This window comes from Paraburkholderia sabiae (assembly GCF_030412785.1).
Lineage (GTDB): Bacteria > Pseudomonadota > Gammaproteobacteria > Burkholderiales > Burkholderiaceae > Paraburkholderia > Paraburkholderia sabiae.
The window spans coordinates 356,532-372,500 of sequence record NZ_CP125296.1 but is presented as its reverse complement, the minus strand read 5'-3'; the positions used below and the strand labels follow the sequence as shown (position 1 = coordinate 372,500).

The following is a 15,969-nucleotide window of genomic DNA, read 5'->3' as shown; positions in this document are numbered from 1 at the left end:
TAAGCGTTCAATCAGCCAGCGACGGATAAAGCACCTTCGCCGTACGGCCCCACACCCACGCGCGGTCTTCCTCGCTCAGACTCGCAAAACAGGCGTTGCCCTGCTCGATCAGCTTCTTCAACGGCCCCGCCGAAGCCGGATAGTTCGAGCCGAACGCGAGATGATCCGCGCCGAATACTTCCACCAGTTTCGGAAAGAACGCTTCCGCGCCGCCCGGCGACGTCTGCGCAAGGTCGAAGGTCCGGGGCGTGATCTTCATGTACACGTTGTCGTACTTCGCGAGATCGAACAGCGCTGCGCAACGCGCATACGGCGGGCCATCTTCGAGATCGGGGCGCGCGCAGTGATCGAGCGCGATTCTCACCGAGGGGAAGCGTTCTGCGAGTTCGGCGACCATCGCGAGCCCATCGGGCGTCGTCTGCACGGCCATCGTCATGCCGATCTCGGCGCAGCGCTCCCAGATCGGGAAGGTCGCGGGATTGACGAGCCAGCTGCCGTCGCTCTGATGCGTCGCGCCGCCCGTGAAGAGCCGGATGCCGCCCATGCCGTTCGCCAGCCAGTGATCGAACGTCTTCAACGCGTCGGGGGCCAGCAGATCGAATGAGTAGACGCCCGTGAAGCGCTTCGGATCGCGCGCCACGCTGTCGGCGACGTACGAATTGTTGTGGCCGTAAGTGGTCGACGAATGCACGATCGCGGCCTTCGCGACGCCCGCTTCGTCCATCTCCTCGATCATCTGTTCGAACGTGACGGGGCGCGTGGCGGACCACTTCGAGCGATGCCCATGCTGCGGAGCGATCGGATAGCGAACCGTATCCGTCGAGATGATGTGGGGATGAATGTCGATGATTTCGGGTGTCATGTGATTAAACCTCATGGTGATTGCTGTCATTCACCCGCATCAGGGTCATGACGTTCGCGTGTTCGGATCAGCGCTTTCAGTGCGAACTGAAGACGAGCTTGCGCGCGCTTTCGAGTTGCGGCGCAGGCGTCGCGTACAACTTGCTGACGATCTGTTCAACCGCGTTTCCGTCGATGGGATCGATCGGGAAGCCTGAGTTCTTCATCGCAGCGATGAACTCGGGGTCCGCAATCGTCTTGGCAAAGGCAGCGCGCAGCGCATCGAGACGATCCTGTGGAACGTCCTTCGGTACGGCGATCGGACGTCCTGCCTGGAACGGCAGCAGGAACAGGTTGAACAGCGCCTTCACATCGGGATTGGTGATGTACGCGCTCAGGTTCGGGATGTCGGAGAACGGCGCCGGACTTTTCCAGCCCAGATGCAACAGCACCTTCATCTTTCCGTTAGCGAGCATCCGCACGGGCTCGCCCTGCTGCAGACCGTCGATGGTCGAAGCCCAACCGTCGACTTCACCGCGCTGCATCGCCAGATACACTTCGCCGCGCCCCGTGTAGCCAGGCACGATGCTCATCTTTGCGCCGAGATATTCGTCGAGCAATGCGGGCAGCGTCCGGTCCTCGTTCGCGAAGCCTGTCGCGCCGATGTACATCTTCTTTTTGGTGAGATCGTCAGCGGTGGTGACGCCGGAACGCGTCATCGAAACGATGCAGTATTCGACCTTGTTGAGACTGCCGAGCCATCTCACCTGGCGCGGATCGAAACGGTTCTGCCGCTGATCGAGCAACGGAATATAGAGGTTGTTGCGCTGCAGGAAGCCGATCACGGTGCCGTCGTTCGGCTGCCGGGATTGCAGCGACGCTGCCGCGACCATGCCGCCCGCGCCCACCACGTTCATCACGACCGCGCGGGGCTTGCCCGGAATGTAGTTCACGAAGAAGCGCGCGAACTGGCGCGCGATGATGTCGGTCGGCGTGCCGGCGTCGGCGCTGACGACGAGCGTCAAGGTCTTGCCGTGATAGAAGTTTTCGACAGACTGACCAAACGCGGGTCCCGTCATCGCCATTGCGGCAATACCTAAAAGCGCCGCGCAAGCGCGAATTGCGGTCCTTAACTTCATGGTCGTCCCTGTCTCCAGTAATGTGCGCGATTCGCCTTGCAGAGAGCCGGAAGCGGTGCAGCCTCCGGTGTGAATCGCGCTGTCTCCGTTCATTTATCGAGTGAACGCAGTGCAATTCTTGCGAGCGCGCCGGGATGGGTCAATTGAGAAAAACGGCTCGGGGTTTGAGCAAATGGTTAAGGCGCGCAGAACGAGACGGAACGGGACCACAGCGCCGTTCGCCTGCGAGCTTGCTTCGCGGGGGAGGAATCGCGTGGTGCGGCGGGCGCGGCGGGTCCGTTCGTCTCGCTGACGACGGTTAACGTGTGACCGTGCTCTTGTCGGCGAGACGTTGAGCGGCCTCTTCAAGGCACTCGACCATGAGTTGCGCGCTGGGCGAGAGACCGCGATTGCGGTTCCACAACACGCCGGAAGGACGCAGCAAGCGGGGCAGGCTTAACGGAAGCGTATGAAGCGGCTGCGCGGGATCATTGGCGGGCGTATCGGCCATGACGGCAATAAATTCCGATACCTGCAGATGCGCGCGCACAACATGTACCGACAGCGTCTCGATGTAGTTATTGGTCAACGGCACACCGTGCGCTTCGAGCGCGCGTTCCAGCGGATCGCGCAGGATCGAGCCGGGTGGCGGCAGTATCCACGGATACGGTTGCAGGTCCGACCATTTGAGGGTTTTTCTGCGGGCCAGTGGATGGTGTCGGCCCGTTACCAGCGTCACGGGATCTTCGAGCAGTTCCCTTTCTTCGAAACTGCCGAGCGTATCCGGCGGCGGCAGACGACCCACGACGAGATCGAGGCGGCCTTGCCAGAGTTCGGGCAGCAGCGAGGCCGTCGTTCCTTCCGTCACCACCGCGTTCGTGCCCGGCGAGCGCTGCTTGAGAAAGCTCAGCGCCTGCGGCACCAGCACCGAAGCCGATGCGGCCAGCATGCCGATGTGCACCTTGCCTTCGGCACCCGAGCTCAGCGCCTTCAACTCGTCGCGTGCCTGATGCAGGATGTTCAGCATCTCGCGCGCATGCCGGATCAGGCATTCGCCATACTGCGTCGGCACGAGGCCCTGCGCCGTGCGTGAAAACAGCGTGAGCCCGAGTCCCCGCTCGAGTTCGGCGAGCGACTTCGACACGGCGGGCACGGTCACGTGCGTGACGTCTGCAACCTGAGTGAGGTTGCGGTAGGTGTCGATGGCTACGATCAGATGCAGGTGTCGCGCCTTCAGGTTGATCTGCAGGTACCAGTCAAGCTCCGACACGTCGTATGCCCCTTTTACCAATTCGTTAAGCCTGAGGCCATTTTACTCAATTGCCCGCTGGTGCTGTTCGCTGGCAGGATCGCGATGCGCCTGCTGGCGTCTTTGGCATTGGTCGCACGCAATACGATGAACGACAACATGCCGGCACGACCGGCGTACGGAGACAAACGATGACCCAATCGTTCAGCCGCCGCCGCTTTCTGCGCGGCGCCGGCCTGCTTGGCCTGAGTGTCGCGGCGGGCGGACTCGCCACGCCGTTTATTGCACGAGGCGCGGCCTCGCAGATACGGATCGTCAGCAACCCCGGCCTGGAGAACGCGACGCTCAACGCGCTCATGGACGAACTGGGTTACTTCAGGCGATTCGGCGTCAATGCCATGATCGCGCAGATTCCCGGTGCAACCGGCCCGTTCGATGCCATCGCTGCGGGCGCCGCCGATGTCTGCATGGTGTCGGGCTACAACATGGTGTTGTCGCGCATCGCACAGGGCGCGCGAGTCAAGATCGTCGGTGCGGGGATGAAGAAGTGCGCGCTGACCGTGTTTGCCAGGCCCGATGGGATCAAGACACTCGCCGATCTGAAGGGCAAGACAGTCGCCGTCGGTCCGAAGTCAGGGCTGCTGCATACCTTGATGCTGCAACTCATGAAAGAAAAAGGGCTCGACGCTTCGCAGATCAACTTCGTCGATAAAGGCAGCAACGATCAGTGCTATGAAGCGGTCGTGAAGAACGAAGCCGATGCCTGCTGTGCGAGCATCTCGCATCTGAACGATGGAGACGGGCTCGTCGTGATCGATGAAGGCAACATGTGGCAAGCGCTGCCGGGATGCATCTTCCAGACCGCATATGCATCGGATGCCGCCCTACGAGACAAGCGTGAGGGCCTCGTCGCGATCATGGCCGCCTACGGCGCGCTCTACGACTACCTGATGTCGCCGGCATCGCATGATGCTTTCTTCGAAGCCCGCAAGCGCGCGCAGAAACACTTCGACAAGGCATCGGCGCAAGCCATCTGGGACTTCAATCAGGCGCAGCGCCCTTATTCGAAGGATCTGTCTCTCACGAGCGGCGAGATCGGTTATCTGCAGGACATGTTCATCGCGCTGGGCAGCCTGAAGCAGAAACAACCGTTCGCGGAAGTGGCCGACATGTCGGCCGCAAAAGCGGCCGCGAAGCTGGTGATCTGATCGAACGATTCAGGACGCGGCGCTTCTCGCACGCAAAGGCCGCGTCCTTCACAACAAAACACCCCGAACGCCGACGTTCGGGGTGTGATTCAACTGGATGCTTCGCGAGCGCTTTGCCCGATGTCAGAACGTGTGCCGCATACCCGCGATGACAGAGATCTGCGAGCTGCCGGGCGGCGGCGTAGGAACCGGCGAGATGGTCGTCGCTGCGAGCGCGAGATTGCCGTAGTTGTGGATGCGCTCACCCGTCAGGTAAAGAAACGTGCGTTTGGACAGCAGATACTCACCGCGCAACACGAGCACCAGGGCCTTGTTAGGCGAGTGATCGTATTTGAGTTGCGCAACCATGCCGTCGACATACACGAACGGTGTAACGGGCACAGTGCCTGTCACCCAGAAAAGATTGCTCTTCGGCGTCTTGAGGCCTTCGTCGTCACGCCTGATCCAGCCTACGCCGAACTTGGCTTTGTTGATCTTGAAGTAGCCACCGAACGTGAACCGGCTGTCGGTGAGCTTCGGCGAGGTGAGACCGCCGAACGTTCCAGACGTGCCGCCATAATTGCGCTCGTACGAGGTTGCTATGCCCCAGGTGTGTCCGTCGTACTTGCCCATTACCGAGTATTCCCGGCACTCGTTCGACGGTGTTGTCTGTCCTGGGCAATTGGCGGCTGCGGACGTCGCCGGGTTACCGTTGACGGCATCACGACCGAAGCTGTAATTCACGCCACCTTCGAAGCCGCCGAGGAAATATCGGTAGCTCACGGAATTGTCGGCGCGCGCGTTGGCGATGCCGTTATCCAATGTGGTCAGACCTTGAGCGCCCGTTCCGAACGGATTGATGAACGAGGTAGCAAAGAACCGCATCGTGTATTGGCGACCGAACGTTAGACGCCCGAATTTTCCATCTAGACCGACATAAGATTGCCGCCCAAACAGCCGGCCACCCTGCCGCGATGTGCCATTGCCCGGCATGAAGCCGCCTTGCAGATCGAAGATGGCTTTCGTCCCGCCGCCAAGATCTTCGCTGCCGCGAATCCCGAAGTAGGATGTTGCGGTTCCGTCTCCCATGCGATAAGCGTTGGTGGTACCGCTCTTGCCTTTAGCGACGTTGTTGACGTATTCGAGCCCCTGATCGATCAAGCCATAGATCGTGACCATGCTGGTACCCGTGTATCTACTGTCGGCCACGCCTGCGTCTCCAGCCAGTGCCCACGTTGGCGCAACGCCCATCAACGCCGCGCAGGCACATACTGCCGTCCTGTGTTTCATGATCGATGCCGTCTCCGTTAATTGGTCACAATGTGCCAGATCGCGAACTGCTACCGGCCAGGACCATGCTTTTCGTTTATTTGTAACGCACTGAAATTTTGACAGCGCGTAGCGGCACGTCTATTGAGAAAAACGGCTTCGGATTTGAGCGAATGGTTAAGCCAGGCTCGGCGCGTTGAAATGCATTCTCAGAAGCCCGATGGGCGGGGCAAATGAGCGACGGGAGAACACCGTCGCTGCGGCTTTACGAAACACTCAACCCTTCGCCGCTTTTATTCAATGGTCTAAGTGTTTTCCCTAGCGTCAAATACGACCTCGTTGCTGCGGAAATGCGTGGCCATCATCGTGTTAGAAGGGGTAGGAAAATGAACTTGTCGATCAAAGCTGCTTTCGTCATCGCAATTGCCGTGGTCCCGGCACTGGCGTTCGCTCAATCGAGCGGGCCTCTCACGCGCGGGCAGGTTCGCGCGCAACTCGTACAACTGGAAAATGCGGGCTATAACCCGCTCGGCAATTGTTCCGGGAATTGTCCGGGAAGCCTGCGACATGCTGAAGCCGTCATCGCGCAACGGGAAGCCAGCGCGAACGCCGCGTACGGTCCGGCAGCGAATGGCTCGGAGCAATCGGGTAAATGAGTCATGTGTGATTCCGTCGTTGCATAAGGATGATCGTCATCCAGCGTTAGCGAGGAATCGCTGTACTTCGCTGTGCGAAGCCACGATCTGCCGCAGCACGCCTAACTCGCCGCAATGAAATCGAGTGACTGCGTCTTCAGTTCACCCGCAATGAAATCGACAAATGAACGCGCGGCCAGGCGGGTTGCGCGCCCCATCGGGAAATAGGCATGCACGGGCACTTCCGCCATCTTCCAGTCCGGCAGCAAGTGCACGAGCGCGCCACGTACGATCTCCGACCGACAGGCCCACGAAGTCGTCGAAACGATTCCGAGCCCCGCAGTGGCCGCTGCAAGCGCGCCCGCGGTGTCGTTCGTCGACACGTGCGGCTGGAGATCGACCGATGTGATCTCTCCGTCGCGCTCGAACTGCCATGACGACGCGTGCGCCCCGGCCGGTCCTCCAACGACACGATGTCCGGGGAGATCATCCGGCGCGACGGGTGTACCGTGCTGCTCGAGATACGCGGGTGCCGCAACGATGAGACGGTGCATTTTCCCGATCAGTCTCGCCGTGCCCGACGAATCCGGCAGCCTGCCCACGCGGATACCGACATCGATTGCTTCGCGCACCATGTCTTGCCATCGGTCGTCGAGCATGACATCGATACGCAGCGACGGATGACGTTCCGTGAACCCCGCGAGACGCGGCAAGATCACGCGCATCGCCATGGTCGAAGGCATCGCGAGCCGCAAGACGCCACGTAGCTCGCCCGTTTCGCGAACGCTGTTTTCGGCATCTTCGATCGCCGCCAGGATCGGCTCCATGCGCGCCAGAAATTCCTGGCCGGCTTCCGTCGGCACGACTGCGCGCGTCGTACGCGTCAGCAGACGCGCGCCGAGGGACGCTTCCAGTTCGGCGATCATTCTCGAAACCTGAGATTGCGCCAGCCCGCTCTCCCGCGCCGCGGCTGAAAAGCTGCCCAGGCGGGCAACGCGGGTGTAAAGCCTGAACGTCGTCACATCCTTCACGTGCCCCTCCGTCTGGAACTCGTCCGCCTTCCGCCGCAGCAATCGTCAGACGCACCCATGCTGATCCAGCATAGATGTTAGCCAAATTCATGGACTACCGGTATGAGCGGGAAAACGTCACATTAGTCACATGGCAGGCATCAACCGACCAGCCGTGATCGGAATCAGCAGTGGGCGACCGTTCCGATGTCCCGACAGCCCTGGTGAATGCGTCCGCCCGTAGCGGCGCTCTCATCGCAAACTGGAGTACATGCAATGACCACAGTCCTCGTAACCGGCGCATCTGGCGACACCGGCCGTCCGACCGTCGAACGACTTCTGGAAAAAGGTTTTCACGTCCGCGCACTGGTGCGCAAAGACGACCATCGCGCACAGCGTCTGCGCGATCTGGGCGCCACAGTCGTGCTCGGCGACATGATGAGCCTGCGCGATGTCCGTATCGCCATGCAAGACGTTCAACGTGCCTACTTCTGTTTTCCGCTCGCCGAAGGCCTGGTCGAAGCGGCCGTGATCTTCGCCCAGGCAGCGAAGGAACAGAATCTGGAACTGATCGTCAACATGTCGCATAAGCAATCGCGACCGGCTGCACGCAGCAAGGCGACGCAAAACCACTGGCTCTCCGAGCAGATTTTCAACTGGTCCGGTGTGCCTTCCGTGCATCTGCGCGTGACGTTCTTCGCTGAGTGGCTTCTGTATATCGCGCCGCAGATTCGCTATGGACGCTATGTGATGCCGTACAACAAGGACAGCCGCTTCGCGCCCATTGCTGGCAGCGACATTGCGCGGATCATCGCGGGCATTATCGACAATGCCGCGCCCTATGTCGGCAAAGCACTCGCGCTGCACGGTCCCGTCGAATACAGCCACGAAGAACTCGCCGCCGAAGTGGGCCGCGTGCTCGGCAAGAATCTGCCCTACGAGCATGTCACGGTATCCACGTTTCTCGAACTGTTCGGCCTGCAGGATGCCGATGCGATGCGGCGGCATTTCGAAGCGGTCACGATCGATCAGCAGGAAGGCCTGCTCGCCGGTACGGATAGCACGGGCACGGAGATCATCGGCCAACCGCTGGCGACGGTCGAGCAGTTCATTCACGCGAACCTGTCGAAGTTCGTCCTCGACTATCCGCTGACTCACTCCGCCAACTGATCCGTCCGCTTTTGCACGGACCAATCTGAAATTTCATTACTTAGGATGCTTAATCATGTCAAAGAAAGTTCTCATCACAGGCGCTACCGGAGACACCGGCCGCGCAGCAGTGCGCGAATCGATTGCGCTTGGCCTCAATGTTCGCGCGATGGTTCATCGTAAGGACGCGCGATCGGCGGCACTCGAAGCGCTCGGCGCCGAAGTCGTCACGGGCGATCTGCTCGAAATCGACACCATTCGCGATGCCATGAAGGACGTGGACGCGGCGTATCTGGTGTGGCCCGTTCAACCGGGGCTGATTAACGCGACGGTGAACTTCGCGCAGGCCGCGAAGGAGACGGGCGTCAAGACGGTCATCAACCTCTCGCAACGCTCGGCGAATCGCGAGTCCACCAGCGATTCGTGCCGCGACACGTTTATCGCCGAAGAAATCCTCAACTGGTCGGGACTGCCCGTCATCCATCTGCGGCCGACCTATTTCCTCGAGTGGCTGCTGTATCCGTGGCAGTTGCCGTATCTGCAACAAGGCGTGTTGCGTCTGCCCGTCGGAAGCGGGCGTCATTCGCCCATCGCCGCCGACGATCAGGGCCGCGCGATTGCCTCGTTGCTGAAAAATCCGCACGGCCACATCGGCAAGACGATTCCGCTCTCAGGTCCCGCCGAGATGGATCACACGCAGATGGCGGCAGAACTGTCGGAGGCGCTGGGTCGCGAGATCGTGTTTCAGGATCTTCCCATCGACGAGTATTGCAGTTCCATCGAGGCAATGGGCGTGCCGCCCTACGTCGTCCAGCATCTGCGCGGCGCGATGGCCGACTACCAGGTTGGCCGTATGTCGGGCGCCGACAACAACGTCGAAACACTGACAGGCCGCAGGGCCATGACGGTCGGCGAATTCGCGCGCCTTCATATCGACAGGCTCAACGGCAACTGACATTGACAGGTTCCGGCTCGCTCGCCGCGTGCCGGAATCGACACTCCTCTCTCCACCGGCTTACAGGTCATCAACATGAAACTCATCAACTCCGTCGCGCTCGTCACGGGCGCCAATCGCGGCATCGGTCGCGCTTTCGTCGAAGCCTTGCTCGAGCGCGGCGCGTCGAAAATCTACGTCGCGGCACGCGATACCGCGTCGCTCAAGGAAGTACTCAAGTGCGGCGACCGGCGGCTCGTGCCGCTGCCTCTCGACGTCACCGATCCCGATCAGGTCGCGGCCGCCGCGGCAATCGCTGCCGACGTCACGCTGCTGATCAACAACGCCGGTTACGCGGCCTTCGAGGGCGCGATTTCCGCGCCCGATCTCGACGATGCCCGGCGTGAAATGGAGGTCAACTATTTCGGCACGCTCGCGTTGACGCGTGCCTTCGCACCGGTGCTCGCAAAGACGCAAGGCAGTGCGCTGCTCAACATGCTGTCCATGCTCTCGCTAGTGAGTCTGCCGATGGCGGCCACTTACTCCGCGTCGAAGGCAGCGGGCCTGTCGCTCACGCGCAGTCTGCGTGCCGAACTGGCCGCGCAGGAAACGCAGGTCGTCGGCGTTCTGGCCGTGCAGACTGAAACGGCCATGGGCGCGAAATTGCCCGAGCCGCGACTGACGCCGCAGGAAGTCGTGAACGACGCGCTCGATGCGATCGAAGCCGGCATCAACGATGAGATTGTCGCCGGCGGCCAGTCGCGCGCCATTCACCAGGCTTTTACGGCCGATCCGAAGGGCTTGCAGGCAAAGATGTCCGCACGTCTGCCGCAACGTGGCTAACGCCACATCGAACGATAGAGGTAGTCATGTACTTTCACGAAACGCTCATCCAGCGAAACGCAGACTTTGCCGAAACCGGCTTTTCGGCCGGACTCACAATGTTGCCGTCGCGCCGAACCATGATTGTCGGCTGCGTCGATCCGCGCGTCGATCCGATGGACGTGCTCCAGCTGGAACCAGGCGAAGCAGCCGTTATCCGCAACGTCGGCGGACGCGTCAATCCTGCCCTGCTCGAAACGCTGGCGATCCTGGGCACGGTATCGCGCGCGGCTGGCGCGCAAGTCGGCGCGGGCTGGAATCTGGTGCTCCTTCAGCATACCGATTGCGGCATCGCGGGCTGCTACCATCACGCGCCGAAGCTGCTCGCGAAGCACATGGGCGTGGCGGAAGACCAGCTCGACGCGCTCGCGATCACCGATCCCTATCAGGCCGTCGCGCTCGACGTCGCAGCACTCAAGGCGAACCCGAATCTTCCCGCGGGCGTCAACGTGTCCGGCCTCGTCTACGACGTGGAAACGGGGCGCGTTACGACAGTCGTTGCGCCTGCTGAAACGGACCACGGGCAGCAATAAGGGCGATGCCCGCGAGAAGCGCGCGCTCAAAGGAGCGCGCGACAACTACGCCGCGCCTCACTCCGCCACGACGCCCTGACGCATCAGCTTCACGAACTTATCCGTTATCGCCGGCAAGGTTCTTCCCCGCTTTTTGACGATCGCGATCGACCGGACAAACGCCGGATCGTCGATTGCCTTCACGACGAGCCCCGGTTCGGCGCGCACTTCGCGAGCAGTCTCTGGCAGGATCGTCACGCCGAGTCCAGCGCGCACCATCGCGACGGCCGTCATCATGTACGTGGGTTCGCACGCGACATCGACGGGCTCGCGCAAGCCGCCGAGCGCCGCGTCGACGACGGCCCGCACACTCGTGCCCGGCGCCGTGAGCACGAGCGGCGTGCGCGCCAGATCGTCCGAACCGATGCGGCGCTTCTTCGCCAGAGGATGCGCGCGCGGACACACGACCACGAGCCGGTCCACGCCCGTATGCAGCACTTCGAGCAGCGGATCGAGCACCTCGCCGCCCGTCAGGCCGATATCGGCTTCCTCGTTGCACACGAGCGAATTCACCGTGCTCGCGACGACATCGCGAATCTGAAAGACGACGCGCGGCACCTCGCGCTTCATTTCGATGATGAGTTCCGGCAACGCGCTCGCCGCGAACGTCGGCAGACACGCGATGCGGATCGCGCCGCTTTCCCCTTCGCCCAACGCACGCGCATCGCGCAGCACGTTCTCCATGTCCTGCAGCGATTTGCGCAGCAGCGGCAGCAACTCGCGGCCGGTCGGCGTCAGTGCGACATTGCGGCTATTGCGGTCGAACAGACGCGCGCCGACCACGTCCTCCAGCCGACGTATCTGCACCGTGAGCGCCGGCTGCGACAGATGCAGCCGCTCGGCCGCGCGCGTGAAACTGCCCGCCTCGGCCACGGCAACCAGCGCCCGGATATCGCGAAGATTCAGATCCATTATGACTTGTGATTGCTGCGATCAAATCATTTCAATTGTGTAATTGCCGCGTCGAACTTACGCTGAATCCCATCAAAAGACAAGATTCGGAGACACATCCATGCTGCCTTTGCTGGGGCTCGCCACCATCGTCGTGCTGCTCGGCGCGATTCTTTCGAAACGCATGTCGCCGCTCGTCGCGCTCATCATCGTGCCGATCGCGGCGTCGCTGATAGGCGGCTTCGGCTTGCAGACGAGCAAGTTCGTCATCGACGGCCTGAAGAGCCTCGCGCCCGTCGTCGGCATGTTCGTGTTCGCGATTCTCTACTTCGGCACGATCGCGGATGCGGGCACGCTCGATCCCATCATCGACCGCATCCTGCGCGCGGTCGGCACCAAACCGACGCGCATCGTGATGGGCACGACGCTGCTCGCGCTGCTCATTCATCTGGACGGCTCCGGCGCGGTCTGCTTTCTCGTCACGATTCCCGCGATGCTGCCGCTTTACGAGCGCCTCGACATGGACAAGCGCGTGCTGGCGGCGGCTGTGTCGATGGCGGCGGGCATCAACTTTCTGCCGTGGACGGGGCCGATGATCCGCGCGTCAGCATCGCTGCATCTGCCGATTTCGTCGCTCTTCAATCCGCTCATCCCCGTGCAGGCTGTCGGCCTCGTTTTCGTGTTCGGCATGGCGTACTGGCTTGGCCGCCGCGAGGAGAAGCGGCTCGGTTATTCGAGCGCAAACGGCTCGATGCCTGTGCCCGAACGCAAGCTCACGCCGGAGGAAGCGGCGCTGCGCCGTCCGCAGAACTTCTGGTTCAACATCGTCCTGACGATCGTCGTGCTCGGCACGATGGTCGCGATGGGCGAGAAGATTCCGCCCGCGATCATGTTCATGGTCGGACTGTGCATCGCGTTGATGGTGAATTACCCGAACGTCGATATGCAGCGCAAGCGCATCGACGCGCACGCACGCGCCGCGCTGATGATGGCGGGCATTCTGCTCGCGGCAGGCGTCTTCACCGGCGTCATGCAGGGCAGCGGCATGCTGAAGGCGATGGCGCAAGCGGCTGTCGGCTTCGTGCCGCCTTCGATGGCGAGCCACATTCCCGTTGCGCTCGGCATCGCGTCGATGCCGCTGTCGATGCTCTTCGATCCCGATTCGTTCTATTTCGGCGTGTTGCCCGTGATCGCGGAAGTCGCGTCGCAACTGGGCGTGCCGTCCGTGCATGTCGGACAGGCCGCGCTGCTCGGCCAGATGACGACGGGCTTTCCCGTCAGCCCGCTCACGCCCGCGACATTTCTCGTCGTCGGCCTGTGCGGCATCGATCTCGCGGATCATCAGAAGTTCACGTTTCCGCTGCTGTTCGGCGCGTCGATCGTGATGACGATCGCGTGCGTCGTGCTCGGCATATTTCCGCTGTAAAGGAATCAGCATCATGAAAGACAGCATTCGCATCGGCGCGGGCGCGGGCTACTCGGGCGATCGCATCGAGCCGGCCGTCGAACTCGCGGAACACGGCGCGCTCGACTATCTCGTGTTCGAATGCCTCGCCGAGCGCACCATCGCGATTGCGCAGCAGACGCGCCGCCGCGATCCGTCGCTCGGCTACGATCCGCTGCTCGAAGCGCGCATGCGCGCCGTGCTGCCCGTCGCTGCCAATAAAGGCGTGCGGATCGTCTCGAACATGGGCGCCGCCAATCCCGGCGCGGCGGCGCGCAAGACGGCGCAAATCGCGCGCGAACTCGGTTTGCGTGGCCTGAAGATCGCAGCCGTCACCGGCGATGAGGTGCTCGATGTCGTTCAAAAATCTCATCTGCGTTTCGAGGAATCCGGCGATGACGTGAGCGCGTACGCCGACCGCATCGTATCGGCGAACGCGTATCTCGGCGCCGCGCCGATCGTTGCGGCTCTCGCGGCGGGCGCCGATGTCGTGCTCACCGGACGCGTCGCCGATCCGTCACTGTTCACGGCGCCGCTCATCCACGAATTCGGCTGGCAGATGGACGACTGGAACACGCTCGGGCAGGCGACCGTCGTCGGCCATCTGCTCGAATGCGCGGGACAGGTGACGGGCGGCTACTTCGCGGACCCTGGCTACAAGGATGTGCCGAATCTCGCGCGGCTCGGCTTTCCGATCGGCGAAGTCGATGCGCAAGGCAATGTCGTGATCGGCAAAGTGCCGCACGCGGGCGGCTGCGTGACGGAAGCGACGTGCAAGGAACAACTGCTCTACGAGATTCACGATCCCGCGCGCTATTACCAGCCTGATGTCGTCGCGGATTTCACGCAGGTACGCGTTGCGCAGGAAGCGCAAGACCGCGTGCGCGTGACAGGCGGGCGCGGCCACGCACGCACCGATACGCTGAAGGTTTCCGTCGCCTATGTCGACGGCTACATCGGCGAAGGGCAAATCTCTTACGGCGGACCGGGCGCGGTCGCGCGGGCGCGGCTTGCGCTCGATATCGTGCGCGAGCGTCTGACGATCACGGGTGTCGATACCAGCGAGTTGCGCTTCGATCTGATCGGTGTGAATAGCCTATACGGGGATGATCTCGCATCGACTCACGACGATCCATACGAAGTGCGCGTGCGAGTGGCAGGCCGCACAACGAACGCAGCGGAGGCCGCGCGGATCGGCAACGAAGTCGAAACGCTCTATACCAATGGACCAGCGGGCGGCGGCGGCGTGACGAAAGCGGTCCGAGAAGTGCTCGCGGTTCAATCCGTGCTGCTGCCGCGCGAGCATGTGAATCCCGTCTTCGAAATCGTGGAGGCTAGCGATGAAACTGCGTGAACTCGCGCACGGCCGCACCGGCGACAAAGGCAACACGCTCAATGTCTCCGTGATCTGCTTCGACCCGAAGCACTACGCGCATTTGCGCAACGTGCTGACGCCCGAGCGCGTCAAGGCGCATCTCGCCGATGTGGTGAAAGGCGATGTCGTGCGTTATGAACTGCCGCTTCTGTGCGCGTTCAATTTCGTGCTCGGGCGCGCGCTCGGCGGCGGCGTCACGCGCTCGCTGGCACTCGACGCCCACGGCAAGTCGATGAGTACAGCGCTCCTCGATATCGACGTCGAGGAGCCTCAAGGGAATTGAAGAGCGCGTGTCAGCCGGCGATGTTCCGCACTCGCCGCGACGCGGCGCGCATTCTTCGAAACTTCTGTTTCTCCAGCCACTGCAGCGATTCCTGCACGACCTGCGGTGGAACCTCGTTGAACGACGCGCTGCGAATCAGGTTCTCGCTTGCGGCGATGTCGTTGAACAGTCCCAGCTTATTCTGCACCGACGTCAACTCCCTGATGGTGCGATCGTGCCCGCCTTTGATAACGGGTTGAAAGAACTCGAGCAGGTATCTCAGCTTTTTGCCTGCCTTTCGAACGTCGTGAAGATCTTCCTCGCAAGCGGCGTCGCTACGTACTGCACGCCTGCTTCGCTTTTGAAGTGCACGCTGCGCCAGACGCACACGCTTCCTGGCGAACGCACGAATGGGAAGATCATTGCAACTCGACTGCAGCGTGGTTTGCGCGCGAAGCAGGACATCGTTTAAAAATGCCTCGACGGCGTCGCTTTTGATCATCGTCTGGCTATGCACGACGGCTTGCGCACGCTTCTCGCGCGCCGCCGCTACAAGCAATTCAATCGACGCGCCTGATTCCTGGGCCGCTTGCAAAAGATCGCCCGCGATGTCCCAGTCACGCGTTCCGCCCGCCAGCGCAGCGAGTCGCTTGAACTCCTCGGTGGCATGCGCGGTGGCTTCTTCTCCGAGGTAAGGAGAGTACGCCCAGTACAAAGCGCGAAGTTTTCTGAACGCCACGCGGAGCTGATGAAATCCTTCAGCGTCGCTTTTGGTGGCCAGGTCTCTTGCTCTTTGCACGGCTTCGGCCACGACGGGCGTCGCCAGTGACGAAAAAGTACTGGCGACAGAGTTCGCTTGCGAAAGTGACGAACCGGCGGGACGCCGGTTGAACTTGAAGAGAGTGGTTGGCCGCGGTAACGGCCAGTCACCATCCATATCCATTGCAGCCTCGAGTCTGGACAAAAATCCGAATTGCCCAGACGGTACCACATCGATTTTCTAGCGTCGCGAGTGTCGTGACACTTTGATGAAATGAACTCGACGTGTGGCGCATACGCGTCCTCACATCGCGACATTCTGCGCGTTCTGTATTAGGATGCTGAGCTACGTCAAATAATGCCCGATTCGCGGACGCATCGAGCGCCGCTAAA

The 15,969-nt window shown here is 61.7% G+C and carries 16 protein-coding genes; 9 read left to right on the top strand and 7 right to left on the bottom strand.

Going from position 1 to position 15,969, the window contains the following annotated elements; translation table 11 throughout:
- Positions 1–7: 7 nt before the first annotated feature.
- The 3 genes from QEN71_RS31305 to QEN71_RS31295 all read right to left on the bottom strand — a co-directional run bounded on the left by QEN71_RS31305 (position 8) and on the right by QEN71_RS31295 (position 3,228).
- Entirely contained in the window at positions 8–862 is an 855-nt protein-coding gene (locus tag QEN71_RS31305; RefSeq protein WP_201647025.1) for an amidohydrolase family protein, read from the bottom strand.
- A 76-nt stretch (positions 863–938) separates the two neighbouring features.
- Positions 939–1,925, bottom strand: coding sequence for a Bug family tripartite tricarboxylate transporter substrate binding protein (locus tag QEN71_RS31300; protein ID WP_223958510.1), 987 nt, complete (start codon positions 1,923–1,925; stop codon positions 939–941).
- A gap of 352 nt (positions 1,926–2,277) precedes the next feature.
- Positions 2,278–3,228, bottom strand: a complete 951-nt coding sequence (locus QEN71_RS31295; RefSeq protein WP_201647023.1) for a LysR substrate-binding domain-containing protein — start codon at positions 3,226–3,228, stop codon at positions 2,278–2,280.
- A gap of 170 nt (positions 3,229–3,398) precedes the next feature.
- On the opposite strand from QEN71_RS31295, the gene QEN71_RS31290 reads away from it, so the two are divergent.
- On the top strand, positions 3,399–4,415 hold the full coding sequence (locus QEN71_RS31290) for an ABC transporter substrate-binding protein (protein WP_201647022.1): 1,017 nt from the start codon (positions 3,399–3,401) through the stop codon (positions 4,413–4,415).
- A gap of 123 nt (positions 4,416–4,538) precedes the next feature.
- On the opposite strand, the gene QEN71_RS31285 is transcribed toward QEN71_RS31290, so the two are convergent.
- Positions 4,539–5,684: a porin gene (locus tag QEN71_RS31285; protein ID WP_201647021.1), complete on the bottom strand. Its 1,146-nt coding sequence runs from the start codon at positions 5,682–5,684 to the stop codon at positions 4,539–4,541.
- 212 nt (positions 5,685–5,896) lie between these two features.
- Here QEN71_RS31285 and QEN71_RS31280 point away from each other — a divergent pair, with 212 nt between their 5' ends.
- Positions 5,897–6,319, top strand: coding sequence for a DUF4148 domain-containing protein (locus QEN71_RS31280; protein WP_233471615.1), 423 nt, complete (start codon positions 5,897–5,899; stop codon positions 6,317–6,319).
- 101 nt (positions 6,320–6,420) lie between these two features.
- Here QEN71_RS31280 and QEN71_RS31275 read toward each other — a convergent pair whose 3' ends face one another.
- Positions 6,421–7,329: a LysR family transcriptional regulator gene (locus QEN71_RS31275; protein WP_201647020.1), complete on the bottom strand. Its 909-nt coding sequence runs from the start codon at positions 7,327–7,329 to the stop codon at positions 6,421–6,423.
- Between the two features lie 255 nt (positions 7,330–7,584).
- Between QEN71_RS31275 and QEN71_RS31270 the strand changes: the two genes are divergently transcribed.
- The 4 genes from QEN71_RS31270 (at position 7,585) to QEN71_RS31255 (ending at position 10,806) form a co-directional block, all read left to right on the top strand.
- A complete protein-coding gene (locus QEN71_RS31270; protein ID WP_201647019.1) occupies positions 7,585–8,478 on the top strand; it encodes an NmrA family NAD(P)-binding protein in 894 nt (297 codons plus the stop codon).
- 55 nt (positions 8,479–8,533) lie between these two features.
- Positions 8,534–9,412 (top strand): NmrA family NAD(P)-binding protein, encoded by an 879-nt coding sequence (locus QEN71_RS31265; protein WP_201647018.1) that lies wholly within the window; start codon positions 8,534–8,536, stop codon positions 9,410–9,412.
- A gap of 75 nt (positions 9,413–9,487) precedes the next feature.
- The gene (locus QEN71_RS31260) at positions 9,488–10,234 is read left to right on the top strand and encodes an SDR family NAD(P)-dependent oxidoreductase (protein ID WP_201647017.1); all 747 of its coding nucleotides are present in this window, start codon (positions 9,488–9,490) and stop codon (positions 10,232–10,234) included.
- A 26-nt stretch (positions 10,235–10,260) separates the two neighbouring features.
- A complete protein-coding gene (locus QEN71_RS31255; RefSeq protein ID WP_201647016.1) occupies positions 10,261–10,806 on the top strand; it encodes a carbonic anhydrase in 546 nt (181 codons plus the stop codon).
- A gap of 57 nt (positions 10,807–10,863) precedes the next feature.
- Here the strand turns inward: QEN71_RS31255 and QEN71_RS31250 are convergent, their stop codons facing one another.
- Positions 10,864–11,757: a LysR family transcriptional regulator gene (locus QEN71_RS31250; protein ID WP_201647015.1), complete on the bottom strand. Its 894-nt coding sequence runs from the start codon at positions 11,755–11,757 to the stop codon at positions 10,864–10,866.
- A gap of 100 nt (positions 11,758–11,857) precedes the next feature.
- Here QEN71_RS31250 and QEN71_RS31245 point away from each other — a divergent pair, with 100 nt between their 5' ends.
- From QEN71_RS31245 to QEN71_RS31235, 3 genes are read left to right on the top strand one after another with little or no spacing between them, the layout of a single operon-like run.
- A complete protein-coding gene (locus QEN71_RS31245) occupies positions 11,858–13,162 on the top strand; it encodes a CitMHS family transporter (protein ID WP_201647014.1) in 1,305 nt (434 codons plus the stop codon).
- A gap of 13 nt (positions 13,163–13,175) precedes the next feature.
- On the top strand, positions 13,176–14,534 hold the full coding sequence (locus QEN71_RS31240; RefSeq protein WP_201647013.1) for an acyclic terpene utilization AtuA family protein: 1,359 nt from the start codon (positions 13,176–13,178) through the stop codon (positions 14,532–14,534).
- Positions 14,521–14,838: an AtuA-related protein gene (locus QEN71_RS31235; protein ID WP_201647012.1), complete on the top strand. Its 318-nt coding sequence runs from the start codon at positions 14,521–14,523 to the stop codon at positions 14,836–14,838. The genes QEN71_RS31240 and QEN71_RS31235 overlap by 14 nt, the downstream gene beginning before the upstream one ends.
- Before the next feature lie 10 nt (positions 14,839–14,848).
- Here QEN71_RS31235 and QEN71_RS31230 read toward each other — a convergent pair whose 3' ends face one another.
- Positions 14,849–15,760: a CHAD domain-containing protein gene (locus QEN71_RS31230; RefSeq protein ID WP_201647011.1), complete on the bottom strand. Its 912-nt coding sequence runs from the start codon at positions 15,758–15,760 to the stop codon at positions 14,849–14,851.
- Positions 15,761–15,969 lie beyond the last annotated feature (209 nt).